General features: G+C 35.6%; 23 protein-coding genes. 5 read left to right on the top strand and 18 right to left on the bottom strand.

What is annotated here, in order from left to right; translation table 11 throughout:
* Positions 1-78: 78 nt before the first annotated feature.
* The 5 genes from C7390_RS05270 to C7390_RS05250 form a co-directional block, all read right to left on the bottom strand.
* Complete coding sequence (locus C7390_RS05270) at positions 79-924, bottom strand: glycosyltransferase (protein ID WP_022502573.1); 846 nt, start codon at positions 922-924, stop codon at positions 79-81.
* 21 nt (positions 925-945) lie between these two features.
* Entirely contained in the window at positions 946-1,731 is a 786-nt protein-coding gene (locus C7390_RS05265; protein ID WP_055174071.1) for a lysophospholipid acyltransferase family protein, read from the bottom strand.
* A 269-nt stretch (positions 1,732-2,000) separates the two neighbouring features.
* Entirely contained in the window at positions 2,001-2,945 is a 945-nt protein-coding gene (locus C7390_RS05260; RefSeq protein WP_022502571.1) for an alpha/beta hydrolase, read from the bottom strand.
* A gap of 116 nt (positions 2,946-3,061) precedes the next feature.
* On the bottom strand, positions 3,062-4,411 hold the full coding sequence (locus C7390_RS05255) for a citrate/2-methylcitrate synthase (protein WP_022502570.1): 1,350 nt from the start codon (positions 4,409-4,411) through the stop codon (positions 3,062-3,064).
* A gap of 88 nt (positions 4,412-4,499) precedes the next feature.
* A complete protein-coding gene (locus C7390_RS05250; protein ID WP_022502569.1) occupies positions 4,500-4,928 on the bottom strand; it encodes a MarR family winged helix-turn-helix transcriptional regulator in 429 nt (142 codons plus the stop codon).
* 271 nt (positions 4,929-5,199) lie between these two features.
* On the opposite strand from C7390_RS05250, the gene C7390_RS05245 reads away from it, so the two are divergent.
* Positions 5,200-5,421, top strand: a complete 222-nt coding sequence (locus C7390_RS05245; RefSeq protein ID WP_055174070.1) for a hypothetical protein — start codon at positions 5,200-5,202, stop codon at positions 5,419-5,421.
* A 221-nt stretch (positions 5,422-5,642) separates the two neighbouring features.
* Here C7390_RS05245 and C7390_RS05240 read toward each other — a convergent pair whose 3' ends face one another.
* Both C7390_RS05240 and C7390_RS05235 read right to left on the bottom strand, forming a co-directional pair.
* Positions 5,643-6,668, bottom strand: coding sequence for an aldo/keto reductase (locus C7390_RS05240; RefSeq protein ID WP_116443738.1), 1,026 nt, complete (start codon positions 6,666-6,668; stop codon positions 5,643-5,645).
* Positions 6,669-6,697: 29 nt separating this feature from the next.
* On the bottom strand, positions 6,698-6,913 hold the full coding sequence (locus C7390_RS05235; RefSeq protein WP_022502567.1) for a hypothetical protein: 216 nt from the start codon (positions 6,911-6,913) through the stop codon (positions 6,698-6,700).
* Between the two features lie 330 nt (positions 6,914-7,243).
* Between C7390_RS05235 and C7390_RS05230 the strand changes: the two genes are divergently transcribed.
* The 3 genes from C7390_RS05230 to C7390_RS05220 all read left to right on the top strand — a co-directional run bounded on the left by C7390_RS05230 (position 7,244) and on the right by C7390_RS05220 (position 9,631).
* The gene (locus C7390_RS05230) at positions 7,244-7,924 is read left to right on the top strand and encodes a GntR family transcriptional regulator (protein ID WP_022502566.1); all 681 of its coding nucleotides are present in this window, start codon (positions 7,244-7,246) and stop codon (positions 7,922-7,924) included.
* Between the two features lie 148 nt (positions 7,925-8,072).
* Entirely contained in the window at positions 8,073-8,864 is a 792-nt protein-coding gene (locus C7390_RS05225; protein WP_055174069.1) for an alpha/beta hydrolase, read from the top strand.
* Positions 8,855-9,631 carry an alpha/beta hydrolase gene (locus C7390_RS05220; RefSeq protein WP_022502564.1) on the top strand — a complete coding sequence of 259 codons (777 nt, stop codon included), beginning with the start codon at positions 8,855-8,857 and terminating at the stop codon, positions 9,629-9,631. Before C7390_RS05225 ends, C7390_RS05220 begins: the two co-directional genes overlap by 10 nt.
* 187 nt (positions 9,632-9,818) lie before the next feature.
* On the opposite strand, the gene C7390_RS05215 is transcribed toward C7390_RS05220, so the two are convergent.
* The 10 genes from C7390_RS05215 to C7390_RS05170 form a co-directional block, all read right to left on the bottom strand.
* Positions 9,819-10,814, bottom strand: a complete 996-nt coding sequence (locus tag C7390_RS05215; protein WP_318295574.1) for a methyl-accepting chemotaxis protein — start codon at positions 10,812-10,814, stop codon at positions 9,819-9,821.
* Positions 10,815-10,819: 5 nt separating this feature from the next.
* Entirely contained in the window at positions 10,820-11,260 is a 441-nt protein-coding gene (locus tag C7390_RS05210; RefSeq protein ID WP_116443736.1) for a hypothetical protein, read from the bottom strand.
* A gap of 43 nt (positions 11,261-11,303) precedes the next feature.
* Positions 11,304-12,929, bottom strand: coding sequence for a hypothetical protein (locus tag C7390_RS05205; RefSeq protein ID WP_116443735.1), 1,626 nt, complete (start codon positions 12,927-12,929; stop codon positions 11,304-11,306).
* A 48-nt stretch (positions 12,930-12,977) separates the two neighbouring features.
* Complete coding sequence (locus C7390_RS05200; RefSeq protein ID WP_318295573.1) at positions 12,978-13,145, bottom strand: alanine:cation symporter family protein; 168 nt, start codon at positions 13,143-13,145, stop codon at positions 12,978-12,980.
* A gap of 113 nt (positions 13,146-13,258) precedes the next feature.
* Positions 13,259-14,197 carry an SPFH domain-containing protein gene (locus C7390_RS05195; protein ID WP_022502560.1) on the bottom strand — a complete coding sequence of 313 codons (939 nt, stop codon included), beginning with the start codon at positions 14,195-14,197 and terminating at the stop codon, positions 13,259-13,261.
* Positions 14,198-14,222: 25 nt separating this feature from the next.
* A complete protein-coding gene (locus tag C7390_RS05190; RefSeq protein WP_022502559.1) occupies positions 14,223-14,909 on the bottom strand; it encodes a PspA/IM30 family protein in 687 nt (228 codons plus the stop codon).
* Positions 14,910-15,042: 133 nt separating this feature from the next.
* Positions 15,043-15,708 carry a DUF1836 domain-containing protein gene (locus tag C7390_RS05185; RefSeq protein ID WP_055174065.1) on the bottom strand — a complete coding sequence of 222 codons (666 nt, stop codon included), beginning with the start codon at positions 15,706-15,708 and terminating at the stop codon, positions 15,043-15,045.
* Between the two features lie 261 nt (positions 15,709-15,969).
* Complete coding sequence (locus tag C7390_RS05180; RefSeq protein ID WP_116443734.1) at positions 15,970-16,272, bottom strand: YerC/YecD family TrpR-related protein; 303 nt, start codon at positions 16,270-16,272, stop codon at positions 15,970-15,972.
* Positions 16,273-16,361: 89 nt separating this feature from the next.
* Positions 16,362-17,078 (bottom strand): phosphatase, encoded by a 717-nt coding sequence (locus C7390_RS05175; RefSeq protein WP_055306182.1) that lies wholly within the window; start codon positions 17,076-17,078, stop codon positions 16,362-16,364.
* Between the two features lie 14 nt (positions 17,079-17,092).
* Positions 17,093-19,819, bottom strand: coding sequence for an ABC transporter ATP-binding protein/permease (locus C7390_RS05170; protein WP_116443733.1), 2,727 nt, complete (start codon positions 19,817-19,819; stop codon positions 17,093-17,095).
* A 289-nt stretch (positions 19,820-20,108) separates the two neighbouring features.
* On the opposite strand from C7390_RS05170, the gene C7390_RS05165 reads away from it, so the two are divergent.
* Positions 20,109-21,212 (top strand): cell wall hydrolase, encoded by a 1,104-nt coding sequence (locus tag C7390_RS05165; RefSeq protein ID WP_147581222.1) that lies wholly within the window; start codon positions 20,109-20,111, stop codon positions 21,210-21,212.
* Between the two features lie 109 nt (positions 21,213-21,321).
* Here the strand turns inward: C7390_RS05165 and C7390_RS05160 are convergent, their stop codons facing one another.
* A complete protein-coding gene (locus C7390_RS05160; RefSeq protein WP_055174061.1) occupies positions 21,322-21,999 on the bottom strand; it encodes a potassium channel family protein in 678 nt (225 codons plus the stop codon).
* Positions 22,000-22,096: the final 97 nt, after the last annotated feature.

The raw sequence follows: 22,096 nt of genomic DNA, 5'->3' as shown, positions 1-22,096 counted from the left end.
TTATTATTTTAATTATTTTAATATTTTTATTTACATATTTTAATTTCATTAATCTGTACAAATACTCATAAATAATAATTATATTTCATAGCTGCCAAGCTCTGCCAAAGCATTTTTGTATTTATTAAACAATACCTCGTATTCTTCTCTTGGGATTTTCAGCACCCCAAATACTTCTTCTGTCTGCCACGGCTTCACTGTTTCTGTCCTGACATAAGGAAAGAACTTAAAATGTGTTGTAAAATGCTGGAATACTGTATCACTGTGAAGTCTTCTCTGGTCGTTATATTTTCTTTCACATATTTTCTTGTTAACCGATAGCTTGTTAAGTGCCGACTGGTCTGGCATAAACATCTGCTTTGAAGTACACATTTCACGGCATTTCTTTAAAAGTCCTGTCTTCTTTAACTGTACCATATTCATAAGAAGCACTCCCGAGTTAAGATAATCTCTTTTAAAAATGTTCTTTCTAAAAAACCAGCTTCCGTAATAATCAAGAACTCCAGCTATCTCTACATTTTCCATATTCTGATAATAAAATTCTGTAAAATCTTTTCTGCATATTATATCAGTATCAAGATACAACAGCCTGTCTGGAAGCTCTGCTATCTCATCTGCAAATAATCTTAACATACAGCATGGCGTAAATCTTGTCGACATATTGGCAAGAGGCACTTCTTTATTGAATAAACCGGACGTATCAATAAATTTAATACGAAGCCTGTTATCATATTTCTTCGATAATTCTGTATTACAATAGTCAGAAAGTCTGCCATCTATCGGCTCATAATGCTTATCATTAACAGACATATTAAGCGTTAATACATATACATCAAGGTCTTCTTTGGTGTGTTCCAATAATGATATAACCGCTATAAGAAGCCCATTCTGTATATTCTTATCTCCACAAAACAATATATTCATATCTGTAATCCTGCAATGCTATTACATAACATTCTTTCTTTCATATCTTATATATTCATAATCGCTAAGATGACTTCGCGACTTCATAACTTCATATACCCTATCGTGAAGCATCTTCTGGTTATCCTTTATTCCTGCACCTGTGTCTGGATAAAACGGTCCATCAATATACACATTGACCTTTGGTCTTTTTATAATGTTCTTAAGAAAATGTCTATGCGTATATGTTGTCGTCATCACATACACCGGTTTATTAAGCTCCGCTGGAAAACGGAATGACGTCTTCTCAAATGGTCTTATCTGTGTATAATACGGCCAGACGTGTGCCTCAGGATATATAATAACAGGATGACCCTGCTCAATGTGCTTCTTATACGCTTCTGTAAACTTCTTATACTGGCTTATGGAATCCGGAACAGGAAGTGCACCAAGCTCTGGAAGTATCTTACCTATAACGGGTATTCCATAATTGGCCTGGCTTACTATTACATATACTCTCTTTCCTACACACGCAAGTGCTGGTATTACAACATCTCCTACAGGCTGTGTGTGATTGGCATATACAAAATAGCCATCTTTCTTACACTTCTTTAAAAGCTTTCTATTCTTGTAGCTTATATTAAAAAATAACTTACAGCATATGTAACCTATAACTATTGCCAATACATATATAACCATTGAAGCCATTTTAAATAATAAGCTGTTATTTATCCATTCGTAATTAGTCTTTAACTTAAAACTCTGATTGTGGCTTTTAACAACATCATCTGTGTATGAACTATAATATATAGTTCTGTCAGCCTTCATAATATTATCATCTCCAATCACTATCTGCTTTATAGAATAAGATATAAAGCAAAAAGCTACAATTTGTTGTATTGTACCCCTCTGCAACCTGTTTGTCAACAAAATGTAGAGTTAATACTCCAAAATGTAGCTTTAATATCTTTCAATATAGTTCTAATTATTATATTGCATTCTCTTATCACTATGTGATATAGCTTTCATTACTATATAATATGATTTTAATACTGTAATGCACTCATTATATTATATACAATTAAACAGCTATTCAATTACACATTTTCTTCAATCCATTCATATAAATCGCTGAATATATCCTCACGGTCTGTTTCACTGTGAAGTTCGTGTCTGTCATCTTCATAAAGATAAAGTTCAACATTATCCACATATTTAGTATACATTTTAAATGCCTTCTTTACACCCTTACCATAATCTCCTACCGGGTCTTCAAGTCCTGATGCAAATAATACAGGAAGCTTATCCGGTGTCTTTGCTATATTCTTCTTATCAATATCATATTTAATAACATTTAAAAATCCTATATACGCATTGGCTGTGAACTTATAAGAACACTTAGGGTCGCTTAGGTACTCATCAACTATCTTAGTATCCTTAGTAAGCCAGTCGTTAGCTGTCCTGTTGTCCTTAATTCTCTTATTATATGCACCGAACATAATCGTATTAAGGAGTTCACTTCTATATCTTTCTCCCCTTACAAGCTTCGCAATATGTGCAAGCTTAAGTCCGCTGTCAACAACTGCCTTAGGCTGGTTGCCTGTTCCTAAGAATATAACCCCGTCAAGCTCATCTCCATATATGCTGGCATATTTTCTTGACATATATGAACCCATACTATGACCGATAAGAACATATGGAAGGTCTGGATAATTCTTCTTCATTATAAGTGTAAGCCTGTGCATATCTTTAATTAAAAAGTCTGCACCATGATTACCCTTGGCAAAATATCCCAGATCTTCATCACTATTAACTGAATCTCCGTGTCCTAAATGATCATTACCTGCAACTACAAAGCCTTTGCCTGTAAAGTATTCTGCCATCTCTTCAAACCTTTCAATATGGTCTATCATTCCGTGTGCAATCTGTATTACACCTACAGGCTTCTTATACACGTCACTGTCCGGATACCATATAACCGCGTGGATATTACATATTCCGCTAGAAGACTTAAACTGTTTATCTTCTCGTTCCTTTGGCATATTTAAAACCTCCTTTTATCTGATATTTTTATTTAATATTGCAATTTCATATACTGACTTATACTATCAATATTATTATCTGCTATTAATAATTACCAAAGTGCTGCTCATAATGATTAATCCCTGTGGCTTCTGTCAACATATTCCCTCTTAGTAACAAGGCTCTTATATGCTGGACGGATAATCTTGTCAGTTGTAACAAGTTCTTCTATTCTGTGTGCACTCCAGCCAACAATTCTTGCTATTGCAAAAAGCGGTGTATAGAGTTCCTTTGGTATATCCAGCATATCGTATACAAATCCACTATAGAAATCAACATTAGGACTTACACCCTTGAATATCTTTCTCTCCTTGGCAATAAGCATTGGTGCAATCCTCTCTATATTATTGTACAATGCCATATCCTCAGCTCTTCCCTTTGCATTAGCAAGCTGCTCAACAAATCCCTTGAACACTCTTTCTCTTGGGTCTGATAATGAATATACTGCGTGACCCATACCATATATAAGACCTTTCTTATCAAATGCTTCTTTATTAAGAATTTTATCAAGATAATGCTCTATTTCCTCTTCATCGTGATAATCCTTAATATGTGCCCTTATATCTTCCATCATATTCATAACCATAAGATTAGCACCACCATGCTTTCTTCCCTTAAGTGATGACATAGCTGCTGCAATTGCTGAGTATGTATCTGAACCTGAGGAAGTAACAACTCTTGTTGTAAATGATGAATTATTACCACCACCATGTTCCATATGAAGAAGCAGTGCAATATCAAGTACATGTGTTTCCAGTGGTGTATATTTCATATCTGGTCTTAACATTCTTAAAAAATTCTCAGCAAGTGATAATTCCTTATCTGGTCTGTGGATATACATACTATCATCTCTCTCATAATGATTGTATGCGTGGTAACCATATACAGCAAGCATTGGAAATGTACTTATAAGCTGTATGCTCTGTCTTAATACATTTTCTATGCTAAGATCATCTTTCCTGTCATCGTAAGATGCAAGTGTAAGAATACTTCTTGTCATTGAGTTCATAATATCAGCTGAAGGTGCTTTCATAATTACATCTCTTGTAAAGTTAGTCGGAAGCTCCATACAGTTAGCAATTATATGTCTGAATTCTTCAAGCTGTGTGGCATCTGGCAGTTCACCAAATAATAAAAGATATGCACTTTCCTCAAATATAAATCTCTTATCGCCAGCACCTTTTACAAGTTTAGTTACATCATAACCCCTATATAAAAGTTCTCCATCACAAGGTACTTTCTCTCCGTCTATTACATCAAATGCCCTTACACTTGATATATTAGTAAGTCCTGTAAGAACTCCCTGTCCATTTTCATCTCTAAGACCCTTCTTAACTCCGTAATCTGTATATAAAGCCTTTGGAATGCTGTCATTATCAATGCACATATCAGCCTGTTTCTTTGAATAATCATTAATATTCTCCATAGTTTTGTTCCACCTTTCCATCATATGCCTTCCTTTCCTATCAAACTAACATAAACCTGTGCTACGTCCAGCACATATACAACTTTAGTTACTCAAGTTCACCATTAACATTGTCATTCATCTGTCTTATGACTCTTCTAAATACCTGCAACTCCTCTTCTGAAACCCCCTCCGTAAGTATCTGCCTGCACTGTTCATATGCAACATTAACTTTATCTATGACCTTATAAGAAGCCTCTGTCAGCGTAATTCTCATTACCCTGCGGTCATCTTCGTCTTCTTTCATATTAATAAGCCCCTTTTCTAATAAATGTTCCAACGACTTAGAAATATGCGACTTTGATAAATGTATTCTGTGTATAATCTCTTTAGCTGTGTCGATATTCTCTTTGGTGATGAATTCAAGAATATCCAGTTCAACTGGTCTTAATCCATATTCTTCCATAATAGGTTCAACCCTTTTAGCAAGAAGCTTTCTAAGCTGCAACCCTGATGTAATTAAATCATAGGCATCCATTGTTAACCTTCCTTAAAATATTATGCAGTATTTAGTTCGTTAGGAAACTATTTCAAGTATAAATGCTAAGCTTTAATCTGTCAATAAAATATATCAAAAGAAAATATAAATTTTAAAAATTTTAAAAAAATTTAATAGAAGTATGAACATCTTTTTATATTTGTATGTTATAATCTGTCATATTTTGTCGATATATAATATAAAAGTAACATTTTGAAATAAGGTCCAAGGAGGGATTATTGCAGTAAATGGAGTTATTAGCAATTCAAAAGTGTACCCTGTCCAGACCATCAGTAATCTTAAAGGTATAGGACGCGATAATACAAGTGCTGAACATAAAAGCGGTGAAAAGCCTCATAGCCAGACAATGAATATGAAGATTGCTTTTGAAGCTTACAACAATGCACCTGCTGACTGCTATACTGTTACTTACAATAATAAGAGCCAGTTACAGTCATTTTATTATTGTCCTCACCACGAGTATACTTACTGATAGCGGACATACAAGAAAAGAGGCTGTCACATCAGGCATAATCCATACAATATATCTGTTAGTCATTACTTACAGTTTATATATTATATGAACAATATCTGATATGACAGCCTCTTTCCTTTTTCTATTTGCTTTACTTTATTTTTATTGATTAAATTCATTTACTATTTAGTAACACAGCATTTTCTTAAGTTCTTCTCTTTCGTCTTCTTTTACTCTTATTATAATGGCTTTCCTGCCAGCACTTCCTTATAATCCTTATAATTATCCTCCAGCAGCTTAGGTGTATCAAGCCCATATGGACAATGAGCACTGCACGCTCCGCAATGTATGCAATCCTCTATCTTCTTCATCTTAGCCTGCACCTCCTTAGTAAGCTGAAGCTCTGATGGTGAACGTCTAAGAAGCAGTGACATTCTTGCACAATTGTTAATCTCTATATGTGCTGGACACGTTGGCATACAATATCCACATCCCCTGCAAAAGTTGCCAGCAAGCTCTTTCTTATCATTTTCAATTACCGCTTTAATCTCTTCATCAAGAACTGGAGGGTTATCTATGTAACTTATGAACTCATCTAATTCTGTTTCCCTCTGGACACCCCATATTGGAAGAACATTATCGTATTGTGCCTGATAAGCATATGCAACCTTGGAATTAGTTATCAGTCCTCCAGAAAGTGCTTTCATTGCTATAAATCCGATATTTTTCTCACGACAGACTTCAACAAGCTTATGCTCTTTTTCTGTTGCAAGATAGTTAAATGGAAACTGCAATGTTTCATAAAGTCCTGACTCAAGTGCCTCCATAGCAACATTAAGCCTGTGGTTAGTAATTCCTATATGTCTTATCTTTCCCTGTGCTTTTGCCTCAAGCATAGCTTCATAAAGTCCTGTTCCATCACCCGGCTTTGGACAGAATGATGGATTGTGGAACTGGTAAATATCAATATAATCTGTCTTTAAATTATTAAGGCTTGTTGCAAGGTCCTTCCAGAAATCCTCTGAATTCTGTGCCGCTGTCTTTGTTGCAATGTAAATATTATCTCTTACATCTGACAAAGCTTCACCAATCTTTTCTTCGCTGTCTGTATAAAATCTTGCTGTATCATAAAAATCTATCCCCGCCTCATATGCCTTTCTTAACAAATGGGCAGATGCCTCATGACTAATTCTCTGGATTGGCAGTGCGCCAAATCCATTTTTATTAACTGTTATTCCTGTACTTCCTAATGTAACCTTAACCATAATATTCCTCTTTTCTATGTATTATTTTATTATTCCTGCCCAGCCTTAACTAACAGATTGTCCTGTATAATTACTTTATCGCCGACATCTATACCCTTATCATAAAGATACATATCTGCCGCTTCTATATATAGAAGATTTCCCTTCTCATCTATAAGTGTAACCTTATCAATAACCTGCTGTCCATCCATAAGACCCTCACAGCCAAAATCCGGTTCTTCAATATCCTTAACTGTATATATCATCTGTATCCTTCCCTGCTATTTACACTTTTATATATTATATTTATTATGAATATTCAACCTTGAAAGTCTGTTAAAATCCTGCTAATATAATTTAATTATAAATCCAATAGTAGTATTATAGCAATATAAATAACACAATTAAAGACAAAGTATCAACAAAAGCTGTTAGAATTATCGGCAAGGCACCAGATAAGAAATACATATTTGTAACAGGTTTTATACCTAAAAATGCTTAATATCTTGAAATATATATGCTATACTCTATTCATAAATCAACGCGTATATTTAACACGTTTAGATATATCACGATTTAAGAAAGGAATTACATCTATGTTTAAAATTGATGAAAGACTCCCTAAAGAATCTGCTAAAGATTATGTTGTAAGACAACTTGTATATAACATTGTCCACATCAATCTTACACCGGGACAGCAGCTTGACTCTGACGAGATAAGCGAACTTCTTAATGTCAGCAAGAACCCTATACGTGAGGCAGAGCTTGAACTTTCACAGACACGTCTTATTGAAATCAAGCCTAAGATTGGTGCTTATGTATCATTGATTGATGCCAATATTGTCGAGGAAGTAAGGGAATTAAGAAGCGTGCTGGAAGCTGAGCTTGCAGCTCTTGCCTGTACTACTCTTAACAAAGAGCAGATTAATATGCTCTGGGAAAATGTCGCTTTATGGCAGATGTATATGAAACGTAATGACGAAGAAAAGATATTCCAGCTTGATAAAGAATTCCACAAATCATTATATAAAATGTGCAATAAGAATTACTGGTATGAATTAGTGAATAATATCTCACCACATTTTGACAGAACTACTATTCTTAGTTTCAGATGTATATCTGTTGGCCATATTTTATCAGACCATGAGGAACTTGTGGCTGCCATTGAGAACAGGGAGACTGATAAAGCCCGTGAAATATCTAAACGTCACTTAAACAGATATACTGAGAATATTAATTCTATAAAAGATAATTATGCTGAGTACTTTAAAGAATAATTAATGACTGCTACTTATCAGCGTAAAAATATATTTTAACCCTTAAGATTAGTGCCTGTGCACATATGACATAAAATTGTTATCACAAAAAACGTGCACAGCCACAAACTTTATATGTGCAAAAATATGCACAGAAATGGAGATTATTATGGCTCACTTAACTATTAATTACAAATCTTCTGCCCTCAATATGCCTATTATGCTTGATGTCCTTATACCTCAGGGAAGAGGGAATTATAAAGTCCTGTATCTTTTGCATGGTGCAGGCGGTGACCACTCAAGCTGGGTACTTAACACCCGTATTGCAGATTATGTAAATACTACTGATATTGCTGTAGTTATGCCATCTGGCAATAACCGTTTCTATATCAATAATATTCACGGCAAGGACTATTATACTTATGCTGTAAAGGAACTTATAACACAGTGTGAACAGTGGTTTAACATAAGCCGCGACCCTAAAGACCGCTATATTGCCGGTATGTCAATGGGCGGATATGGTGCATTTTATGCAGCACTTAATAATCCTTCTATGTATAACACCGCATTTTCATATTCAGGTCTTCTTAATATACTTGAACGCTACGATAATCCTCAGGGAATTGATATGTTCCCTGTATTCGGAAGCCGTGATGACCTTATCAATAACAAGCTGGATTTATACAGCCTTATTGACGCCTATGCTAAGGAGAACGAAAAGCTTAAGGCTTCTGACACTCAATATAACGATACCAAATTTGTAATAACCTGCGGATTGCAGGACCCAAGAATACATATGAGCTGTGAATTTAATAATGCTCTTTCAGCCGCCGGAATTAACACGTCTTATTACGAAACAGATGGTGGTCACAACTGGGAATACTGGGACAGATGTATTAAAAATACAATTGATTATATATACAATGCAAAAGGTGCAGAATGGAGGTCATTATGTCGGTAATTAATATTAACTTATTCTCTATGATGTTAAGGAGAACTATTGATGTAACTGTCGTTCTTCCTGATAAGATTAACGATGATGAAAAGCTTCCCTGCGTATGGCTTTACCACGGCGGAAGTGGTGACCATACGGAATGGCTCTATCACACTTCTTTGGTGGATACTGTTAACGAACGCCATTTTGCGGCTGTTCTGCCAGAAGTATTTGAATCCTGCTTTGTCAATATGAATATAGGCGACAGGTACGAAAGCTTTGTTGCCAAAGAACTGCCATCTACTATACATAATATGTTTGCGTGTATCTCTGATGACAGAAAATATAATTATGTGTCTGGATTTTCCAACGGAGGCTATGGCTGTTTACATTCAGCCCTCAAATATCCTTCAACTTTCTCAAAGGTTGGTGCTTTTTCTGCTGGTGATAAAGCCGATTCTGTATTTGTTAATGATAACAGTACTAAAGCCAAAAACCGCATATTATTATTCGGTGACAAAGATATCCACAATACAGATTACTGCCTTACATATCTTGCGGATAAGCTTATAGCTGATAATAAGAAGGCACTTGCCCCTGATATATATCACGCCTGTGGAAGTCTCGATCCCTGGCTTGACATGAACCATATTGTAAGAGATTATTTCCTTGAACATAATGATTTCTACAATTACACCTATGATGAACTTGAAGGACTTGGACACGAATGGAAATTCTGGGATATCGAATTACAGAAATTCCTTGATTACGCAGGACTTCCTGTAGTTAAATAAATATAATTATATTCATACAACACTGTATATATCCGGCAATAATTTGTAATACATTTATTATAATAATCGACAAGGCGTTTTATAGCTGTCACTTACACAGTACTATAAAACGCCTTTTATTCAACAGGGTTGTCGCAGCCCTATTTATATTAATTCAATACAATTCCCTTATTAAGTTACCCCAATATTATATTTCAAAATGCTTCTGAAGTTTTTCTGATACTTCTGAAATATTCTCAATATCACTAAGAATATTACCAATCGAATTATTCTGTGCAACAATAGTCTGTGATATATCTTCGATTGTTGCTGAATTCTCCTCTGATGTTGCAACCAAAGTCTGCATTTCTTCCTGTATAGTTCCAAAGCTCTGCTTTATATTATCAATAATGCTATACTCTTCTTTGACAATATCACTTGCCTGCTCTGTGGCATTATTAATATTCTTAAAGTATTCAAGAAGTCCATCAATAGTATCAACACTCTCCGCCGCCGCATTGGTACCTTGTGTAATCTCATCATCAACCTGTCTGGTAGTATCAGTAAGCCACTTTAGTATATTCTGTATATTTCCAGCGGACTTTGCACTCTCTTCTGATAATGCACGGATTTCATCCGCAACAACAGCAAAACCTTTTCCGTGTTCACCTGCTCTTGCCGCTTCAATAGACGCATTGAGTGATAACAGATTAGTCTGTGCCGCAATTGAATTAATCTCACCAAGAATGTCTGTAATCTTCTTCATCTGTGTAAGAAGCTCACTTGTAGTCTTATGTGCTGCTCCTACTGTACTCTTAACAGAAGCAATCGTACTCTTAGCTTCTTCAACAGCCTCATTACCTTTTTCTACAGCTTCTTTAACATTGTTAAAGCCATTATCAAGCTGTCCAGCCAGTTCATAATTATTTCCAGCTTCCTCTGTTGCCGCATTAACCTTTTCCATAACATTTACTGTTGACTTTGCAGCTTCTTCAACTATCTGCTGCATCTGTCTTGCCGCCTGATTAACATTACTGCTTCCGTCTGCCAGTTCATTAACTGCGATCTTGCTTGTGTTAATCGTAGCACTAAGGTCATCTGCTATGTCATTAGCCAGCTTTGCATTCTGCTGTACAATATAAAGTGCTTCTTCCGTACTTTTTACAACTGAAGCACCTCTCTTAGTTGCAAAATAAAGTATCAACGCAGTTATTCCAAACAATAGAATTCTTGATACAACTCCTGCAACAGTATATTCAATACTGCTATAGTCTGTGGACTAACAATACCGAATATAACCGAAATAATTGTAAATGGAACTGCAAACGAAATTATTACTTTCTCAATAAAATATGTTGCAGTCATTGCAAGTAATACGAAATTTGCTATGTAAGGTATAGAATTTCCTCCTGATACCCACGAATAGAACAAAGTTCCTATTGCTGGTGGCAGTGCTAATATTAATGCTTTTCTGGAATCTGATATTGGGAGGAAATACCCGATGGTTGAAATAATTCCTGACACAATAACTATCATACTTCCTTTAAGTGCCATTGCTGTCATCCCATATCCGAATACAGATACAAGACTTAATGCCACTACCGAACACCATATGATAATAAGATTCTGTTGGTGTAACTTTTTCATCATAAGATCATCTACCTTTCTTTATCTCTAGGTGCATATTTCACAATCAAAATATCAATACTTTAAATTGTATATAATAATCTTTTCTTTCAGCCTCAGGCATATCAAAAAGGGTTGAATCTCTTCCATCATCATCTATAGTGTTTAATTTCAATATATTTTTAGAGTATATTATCACACTATTTATATCTCCTGAACGGTTATCTACCTCAATTGGCGTATTCCCTTTGATACATACTACTTCTTGAATAATTTTATTATTTTTTCCAACAAACTGAACTTTCACGCCATTGTCATCCGACATTCTGTCAACTTCAACTTGTAATCTGATAATATCCTTATTCTGCGGAAAATATTCTATTATTGCTCTTGCACACGCATCGCGGTCAATAATCTCATATTTATCATCATAATCGGTGAATTTATCCCTGTCTGAATATGGTTTTGGATTATGTTCATAGTTAATATCACACCATAAAGGTTTCATTATTGAATATTTATTATCTTTTGTCAGCTTGCTTATCCATATATCTTCCTTATTACAGCTATAGGTTATCCACACATTTTTATCAAAATTTCCATTATATGAACATATTCCACGCATATATTGTGCACCAAGATTCTTAATATTACCCTGATATTTATAAGGAGGTATCTCTGGAATAAGTGCTTTCATATTATAATATTCCCTGCCGTCGTTACTTTCCATAACTGCTAAAGGCCATCTGTGAGAACCATCCGTTGTTGGATTATAACATATAATATAATTTCCATCAGGTGTCTTTTGTCCCCATACTTTAGCAGTATTAGTTATAAGAGAGGGTATTTTCTCATCTATAAGAACATTCCCCTCTTTATCAAACAGATACCCCTCACCTTTCTTGCAAAGCCCTACTATATTGCCATAGGCATCTTCATAAAGGGAAACAGCCCTGCCGTGTGTCTTATATGATTTATCATACATCTCCTCCTCATACCACTGCTCAAGTATAAGCTTCTTAGAGAGCAGCTCATCACAGGCTTTAACGAATTCTTTATCCGAAGAATGAACATAATATGGAATATCAAGCTGTTCATTACTGCCCTCTGGTGAATAAAATATTGTGTTGTCCCCATTAAATCCACCAGCCTCATTATATTTAATAATATACATATCTGACAATGTGTAATCTTTATACACTTCTCTTACAAGACGTGCTGCACCATAACCATTATTAGGGGCTCTGTGGCTGTCTGGTGAGAAGCCATAAAATGTTGTTGCAATAAGCTTTCCATTGGAAGCCTTATAAAAACACATTCTAAAATGCACTATTGCCGGTGCTTTCTTAGGAAGAAGTTCTTTATCAGGTCCTGTATATCCATCTGTGTCCGCTAACATATATGGAAAAAGTACCTTTTCCTTATCCCATACACAGCCGTCTTTAGATGTTGTATACACGATTTCATCAGGTGCACCGTGCTCATCACGCTTACCGCTTATATATGAAAGCACAAGCCTGTTATTAAAAGCAGTAAGCATAGGTGCGTGGTTATATGTATAATCTCCATCCGTGCGGCAGCTCCTCCTTATCTGATATGTATACACACCTGCCTTATGTTCCAATCCGCCATCTTGTCGTGTCATATCAATCTCAGGCACATCATTACAATTAATTACATGTTTATCATCCATAGTCTTCTCCCTTTCTTAGCACATTTTATTACTTCCCTTAATGTTACCTCACCCATTAAAATACTCTTTTACAAGCTTAATTACAACGACTGACAACAAGAATACGGCAATAAGATTAAGTATAGTCATAAGTCCATTAAATGTCTCTGCTATGCTCCACATATGTCCAAGATTAACAGTCATTCCAACTATTGCAGCATATATATAAAGAAACATAAATGGGTTATATGCAGACTTAAGTCCACATATAACCCATTATATATAACCTTATTGCATAACAATATAATTCTTAATTATGTTATCTGGCATTTTGCTATTTATACTGCTATTTATGATAACTTTGTTCCACAGTTAGAGCAGAACTTAGCACCATTCGCAGGTGTCCCACAATTAGGACAGAACTTGTATGTACCCGCTGATTCTAAACTATTATTCATATCAACATTCTTCATCATCTGTTGTCCAATTGCCATACCCATCTGTACGCTCATCATATCACCAGCAATGTTATTGCCACCTTTGCCGATATTATCTGCCATAGCCACCTGGCTGTACTTTCCCATATCTGCTACCATAGACTGTGAAGCTGCCTTATTCTGCATCTTCTGTATCTCTTCTGGATAAGAGAAGCTTGCTATATTAAAATCTGTAATCTCAATTCCAAGCTTGCTCATCTGCATATCAAGGTCGTCTTTAATTCCTGATGAAATATCAAAAGCATTAGCCTGAAGGTTGAACATATCCTTGCCTTCCTTAGTTATCCACTTCATAAGAAGCTGGTCTAACACTGCTACAACTCTTTCCTTAACATCATTAACAACATACATCTGCTTAACGCCTGCAACTTTATCAATTAAGCATACATAATCAGTTACCTTAAATGCAAAATTGCCAAATGCTCTTATTGGCATACCTCCTGGAAGGTTAGCTGCTGGAATAGCTATAGGATTCTTAGTTCCCCAGTTGACATTAAATTCCTTAGTATTAACAAAGAGAACTTCCGCTCTCATACCACTGTTAAAACCGAATTTAAAGCCTTTAAGTGTTGAAAGAAATGGAATAATCTGTGATTCTATATCGAATTCACCTTCATCCTTAAATATTCCTTCTATCTTGCCATTGTAAAGAAATATTGCATCCTGTCCGGGACGGATTATAAGACGGCTGCCTTTCTTAATCTCTTTATTAGTCCACTTCCAGAATATACAATCGTCCTTGTATTCTTCCCATTCTACAACATTAGATAACTGACTCTTAAATAAACCCATGGTGTCCTCCAATTATCAATTAATTCTATTCAATTCCCATCTGTGCCTTAAGTGCAGCAAGTTCATCATCAACTGCAGTATTAGCTGGCTCAGCATCATACTTAGCTGCAAGATTATCAATATTAGAATCCTCTGCTGATGCATTAAGTTCAGCCATAGCATTAGCTTCATCAAGCATCTTGTTAGCCTTAGCTTCCATCTTATTGAAAGCATCCATACTATTGCTTGCACCCACAACACTTGAACCAACCTTGTTAATTCTTTCCTGTGCCTTAGCTGCCTTTACTGTAGCCTTAATAGCAGTTCTTCTTGCTTCAAGTGAAGATATATCCTTAACAAGCTTATCGTGCATCTGACGCATCTTAGCTGCATTATCTGCTGCCACATTGTAAGCCTGTGTTAAAGCTGCCTGTGTTGTTGCAAGCTGCTGCTTCTTCTCAAGGAATGATCTGGCATCTGATTCATTACCAGCCTTTAATGCTTTCTCTGCATATGCCTGCATCTTGTTAATCTGCTCTGTGCACTCATCAAGTTCTCTCTTAGCTCTTGTCTCCTCTGCCATAACAGATGCTGTCTCAGCCTTAACCTTGCCAAGATCACTTTCAAGATTTCTCATATACTGGTCAATCATCTTCTCTGGATCTTCACACTTATCAAGAAGTGCATTAATATTAGCGCTCATAATGTCCTTAAATCTTGTTAAAATACCCATAAAATCCTCCCATATATCAAATCAATATTATATGATTCCTTATATTTAGAACCAATAAGGTAATTATACTATATAGATAATTAAAAGTCACGTTAATTTATCAATACTTGTCAGAAATCTTTATAAAATATTATCAATTTTTCGTTCTTTTCTTAACTTCCTTCTTGTCTTCTTTGACATTTCCCTTACCAGACGATAATACATTTGCCTTGTTAGTATAATCATCTATGAGGCTTTCTATTATATTTTTCTTCATATATACATCAAAGCTTAAAAGTCCCACAAGGCTGAATAACTGAAGAAAATCCTTATCCTCCTCATTTTCCACATCTAAGAATGCTTCCTTTGCAACCTGCGTTCTTTCAACAACATCTTTAGAAAGGCTTGCTATCTGTGCCTTTTCCATATTGTATATTTCACTATATATATATTCCAGATCCGGAAGTTCTTCTTTATTAAAGAATTTGTCTGTCAATGGATTTAAAAGCTTCTGAATATCGCTTATAGATAGAATATTCTTAAGATAATATATAAAAGTAAGAACATATATATGCTCTTTAGAATATTTTTTCTTTACCGGAGGTGGAAGCAGGTCATTCTTAGTATAATTGTTAATCATAGTCTTAGTAAGAATTTTATCATCCTCATACCTTTTGACATCTGATAAATGTTCGTCCATAAATGTTGTGACCTGATCCATATATAAATCTATATTAGGCACATCGCCCGGTTTAATATAATTAAGCTTCGCAAGTCTTTGTAATAAAGAATTAACGAATTCCTGATTATCTTTGTTCATAATACTCCACTCCTAACCAATAATAACTTAGACAGCCACATACTTCCTATGATATATCACAACCCGTCTGTAATTATCTAAATATAAAATATATCAAATACAAAATGATGTCTCTGTATACAAAAACATCACTTTACATTTTTAATACTTGTATCATATTATATAGTATTAAAAACCATATATCAAGAGGGAGATTATCCATCTTATAGTAATAACTTATTCCTGGAATCATAATTTATAATAATAATCTTATCAGCATCTTTACTGCTTATCTGATAATATACCAAGTCTTTCAAATACCCTGTCATATCCATCATTGCCATAATTAAGCGAACGGTTGACCCTGCTTATTGCAGCTGTTGAAGCACCTGTCTTTTCCGCTATCTCAAGATATGTCTTCTGTTCTCTTAACATTTTGGCTACCTCAAATCTCTGAGCTAAAGATAAAAGTTCATTAATTGTGCATACATCCTCAAAAAAATCATAGCACTCTTTAACATCATTAAGACTTAATATAGCCTCAAATAATTGCTCAACTTCTTTTGATTTTAACTTATCGTTCATATTAACCCTCAACTTTTGCTAATCTGCATTTATAATATATTGTACAGTTTAACACAGTAAAGTCCTACAGTAAATACATTTTATTAATTTTACTGTCTTTTTCCTATATATGACTCATATAATTCTGTATTACTGTTCACAATCAGCTCCTTCGGGAAACCTACTTCCTCAATCACCTTATAAGCCCTGTCAAAATCACATATTGACTCTTTAATATGGGCATCACTTCCAATAGATATACATACGCCGGCTTCTTTGCAAAGCTTAAGCATTGTAACATCATTATCATATGCTCCCTGTCTTGGTCCTGTAGGTGATAATGATGTATTGTTAAGTTCTAATAAGACGTGCTTTTCCCCCGCTGCCCTTACAAGCTGTTCATAATCAACCGGGTATCTTGAATCATCAGGGTGTCCTATTATATTAACATATGGATTATCCATAGCATTTATTAAAGCTTTAGTATTCTGTTCAATGCTTCCTGGCTTAATACACGGAATGTGAAGGCTTGCTATAACTACATCACAGCCCTTAAGTCCATACTCTGATAAGTCTATTCTGCCGTCATAATCCATAATATTAACTTCACAGCCCATATATATATTAACGCCATATTTCTTTCTTGGAATTATTCCCATATTAGAAAAATATAATACACCTGCACTTCCCGGCATCTTAGGTGCGTGGTCTGTTATTGCAAGATGTGTAACCCCATGTCCTGCAGCATATACTGCCATCTCGTCTATTGTATTATATGCGTGTCCGCTTGCAATTGTATGCGTATGTGTATCTAATGTAAATCTCATATTAATCCTCGTTTCTACTCCGAACGCAATGCAACTACCGGGTCTTTCTTTGCTGCAAGTCGTGCCGGTATAAGTCCTGCAATAAGCGTAAGAAGCATACTTATTATAACAAGAATAACTCCACCTGCAACAGGAAGCTGTGCAACATTCGCAATCGATGTAACATTTTTAATAATTGCATTAGCTGGCACACATAAAATAAGTGTGACAATTATACCAAGTGCGCCTGCAACAAAGCCTTCAATAAGTGTCTCTGCGTTAAATATTCTTGAAATATCCTTCTTTGATGCTCCTATACTTCTAAGTATGCCAATCTCCTTAGTTCTTTCAAGAACTGAAATGTAAGTGATAATTCCTATCATTATTGAAGATACGATAAGTGATATTCCAACAAATGCTATTAATACATATGAAATAGCATTAATTATAACTGTTACTGATGACATTATTATTCCTACATAGTCTGTGTAGTTGATAACATTTTCATCCTTGCCATCTTTCTGCTGGCTTGTATTATAATCTGATATTATGTTCTGAATATGCTCCTTAGAGTCAAAATCTGATGGATATATATTAATTCCTGACGGATCGTCCAAATCAGTTATTCCAAGCTTGCTTTTATTAGTTTCCAGTGTCGCATCAGTTGTCTGTGCCTTAACTGACTGCGAGAACATATCAAGTATCTGCTCATCTGTCATAGTCGATAAGAACATTCTTGTCTGTGCCTGCTCATCTGATGGAAGACTCTCAAGATATGCCTGCACATCATCCATTGTTATAGGTGTATCTTTATTATTATCAAATGGAACACCTGTGAATATATCTGTATCCTCATCTGCAAGCTGTGCCTTAGCTATAGCACTGTCATTAACACCATTGATAATATATTCTGTAAGTTCCTTTGTATAACCAATTCCACGGCTTAAAGATGTACTTACTGCTTCTTCTGAAGGTTTAATAATTCCTGCAATCTTTATATCTGTTCCGTTGTTGACAACATTTTTCATAAATATATCATTATCAGACTTATCTTCCCAGATTTCCTTACTTTCATTATACGAATATACATCAGTTGGAAGTATAAGCTTAAATGTTGTATTTAATATCTCGTCAAATGTGTAAGTTGTTTCATCATTATCAAGAGTATAGCTCTTTCCTGACATCATAGCCTTAATCATCTCTGTAATCTCGTCAGGGTCTTTAAGTCCTATTGAATACAAAGTATAATCATCAATTTCATTGTTCTCATTAACAACAAGCACAACCTCGTTATAGCTTTCCGGCCAGTGTCCGGCAAGTACAGTATACTGCGACTCAAGTATCTCTTTATTATCAAATAACTGTGACCATACGCTTGAATTAGAGTACATGCTCATTCCACTCATACTGCTCTGTGAAGAACCGCCATACATCGCATCAAACATTGTATTAGGGTTAAGCTGTGTTACCTTATCAGATGTATCTGACTTATATATATTAACTGGAATATCATAAGTATATTCTATGGCACTCGCATAATCCTTTATATCGCTTCCACCATTCTCTATATAATGCTTGAATTCCTTAAGGTTGTTGCTCTGAACCTCTGCAACCATAGTATTCATCATATCAGACATTATATTGTTGCTATATATTTTATCCATATCCTCGTGTGTTTCACCACTGCCGCCATTATCTGTCATACTTGAAACCATACTACTTATATCTACAGTTTCTGACTGTAACTGGATTGGATAACTTGATAATGTATCCCTCTGCACCCTGTCAATATATAACTGGATACCATTTGATATTGATAAAATGAGTGCTATACCGATAATTCCTATGCTTCCTGCAAAGGCTGTAAGAATTGTTCTTGTCTTTTTCGTCATCAGATTGTTAAAACTTAAAGATAATGCTGTAAAAAATGACATTGAGGTCTTTGGCTTTTTCTTTCTTTGAGTCTTTGAGACAGATATACTTGTTCCCTGACCTGACACGCCTGAATTATATGCTGAACCATTGGCTGTTGCTGTGCCTGACTTATCTGTTCCCTCTGCTATGTCTTTTTTAAGCTGTTCCTCTGTATATGGATCTGTGTCATCAACAATAGTTCCGTCAAGAAGCCTTACAATTCTTGTTGAATATTTCATAGCAAGTTCCGGGTTATGCGTAACCATAATTATAAGCCTGTCTTTGGAAATCTCCTTAAGAAGCTCCATAATCTGTACACTTGTCTCTGTATCAAGTGCACCTGTCGGTTCATCTGCAAGAAGAATATCAGGATTATTGACAAGTGCTCTCGCTATGGCTACTCTCTGCATTTGTCCACCTGACATCTGGTTAGGCTTCTTATGAATCTGTTCACCAAGTCCTACCTTCTCAAGTGCCTCAACTGCTCTTTTCCTTCTCTCTGCCTTTGATACACCTGATAATGTAAGTGCAAGCTCTACATTAGAAAGAACTGTCTGGTGTGGTATAAGATTATAGCTCTGGAATACAAAACCAATTGAATTATTCCTGTACGCATCCCAATCCCTGTCCTTATAATCTTTAGTAGACACACCATTAATTCTTAAATCACCACTTGTATACTTATCAAGTCCTCCGATAATATTAAGCATAGTTGTCTTACCACAGCCCGACTGACCGAGTATTGATACAAATTCGCAGTCCCTGAACCTTAAGTTAATACCCTTTAAAGCTGCAACCTTTGTATCACCGGTTTCATAATCTTTCTTAATATTAATTAATTCAAGCATATAATTCCTCTTTCTTTCTATAATTTAGTATACCACGATAAAACTCTCATCATCTCATTACCATTAATTTGATATGCTAATTAATAATAACACCCGTTGTGGCTGCTTGCAATTTATGTGGACACATTTTATACTATATTAAGATTTTGGTGTTATAGCTAAAAAATATTAATAATACGATATCAGGTATAAAATGTCTGACAGTTGTTCTTGCCTGCACGATAAGACTTTTGACTTTCAGCCACTCCTGACATCAAATTTATAGAATCAGAAAGGATATAACTTGCAGTTGAAACATTTTAATGCAGTAACTAAATACATAGCGTTGGCACTCATTGTCTGCCTGACTTTCATATCCGTTACATCACCTGTATATTCACTTGCTGATACCAAGACAGAATATGATGATAATAACAAAGAACTTGAACGCTTAAGAAATGAGCAGTCGCAGCTCTCAAGTGAACTTAACGACCTTAATTCAGAGCTTGATAATGCTGGTGAAAAGCTGAACTCTATTAATGACAGAATTGCTGATACACAGGAACAGATTGACAGCCTTAATGAAGACATAAGCAATATGGAGATTGAGAAACAACACCAGTTCGATACTATGAAGCTTCGTATACAATATATGTACGAGAACAGCGACTATAGTTTTCTTGATGTATTGCTTTCTTCTTCAAGTATGGCTGATTTATTGCAAAGAAACGAATATGTTTCTCGCATTTCCCAATATGACCGCAAAATGCTTGAAGAATTAAGTTCTCTTATTGCTGTGCTTAACCAGAACCAGCTAAGTCTACAGACTAATATGACAGAACTTGTGTCTTTAAAAGAGCAGTCAATAGCTGAGTCTAATAATATTAAAAGGCTCATAGCTTCAAAGCAGTCAAAAATAGATACTAACTCTGAAAATATTGCCAAAGCTGAAGCCCTTGCATTAGAATACGAGGAACGTATCCGTCAGGAAGAAATCCAAAGACAGCTTGAAGAAATCAAAAAAATGACCCCATCAGTTGATGAAGTCATTAATAATACACCTATAGCATATGATACAAGCGACCTTGCAATGGTATCCGCTATGATAGAATGTGAAGCTGCCAACCAGCCTTATGAGGGCAAGCTTGCCGTTGGAAGCGTTATCGTAAATCGTGTAAACAGTCCTAAATTTGGCAACACAATCCAATCCGTACTCTACGCCCCTTCCCAGTTCAGCCCTGTCGCAAGTGGACGTTTCGCAATTGTCCTTGCCAGAGGTGCTAACGCTGAATGTACCAGAGCCGCTAATGAGGTTCTTAATGGTCATATAACAATCGCTGCCCTGTACTTTCACGTCTACGACAGCACTGTCGATAAAGGCGGCACAATAATAGGCGACCATGTCTTCTATTAGCTAACCAGCACCAGCCAAAGATGCACCACTGTAAGGTGTCAGGCTGGATTAAATCAACATAAGCGTGTCTTTGCTGCTTATGTTGATTTAATCTAATTGTCTGTCCTGTCTAGCCTATCCACTCACCAAACTTATTAAGCCCTTCCGAACTCCCTGAAAGATACAATATATCCCCATTTCTAAACACATACTCTGGATTTACAACCTGCATAACTTCCCCATTATTCTCAATTGCAATTATATTAACATTAAATTTCTTACGCATATTAATATCCACAACTGTTTTCCCCTCAAGCCTGTCAGGAAGCATAACCTTAGATATATTAATTTTCTCACTAAGCTGAATGACATCTATAACCTGCGAAGCTATAAGACGGTTAGCAAGTCTTTCTGCCATATCCTTCTCAGGATATACAACTTCTGCCCCAAGCTTAGCCAATATTTCTCCGTGTTCAAGACCTCTTGCTTTCGCTATAACCTTTTTTATTCCCATACTGACAAGATTAAGCGTTGTAAGAATTGACGTATCAATATGTTCACCTATACACACAACTGCAACATCACAATTCTGTATTCCTGTTGCGCTAAGGCTTTTCTTGTCAAGTGTCTGCACGACATAGGCATTTTCCGTATAATCGCGCATTTCTCTTACCTTTTCCTCATCTTTGTCTATAACCATAAATTCAGCACCGCTGTTAGCAAGCGATAATGCAAGCGACTCGCCAAATCTTCCTAAACCTATAATTCCATAAGTAGTATTTTTATTTGATATTCTAGTTTTAAACATAATTACCTCCGAACTCACGTATTATTGTTGGGTGTGTATTGATGATTGGGTGTTGGCTAACGGACGTTGTGAGGGCGGACTATATTACCGCTGGGCA

Source organism: Bacteroides galacturonicus (assembly GCF_003096855.1).
GTDB lineage: Bacteria > Bacillota > Clostridia > Lachnospirales > Lachnospiraceae > Lachnospira > Lachnospira rogosae.
This window is presented reverse-complemented; position numbering and strand designations above follow the sequence as displayed.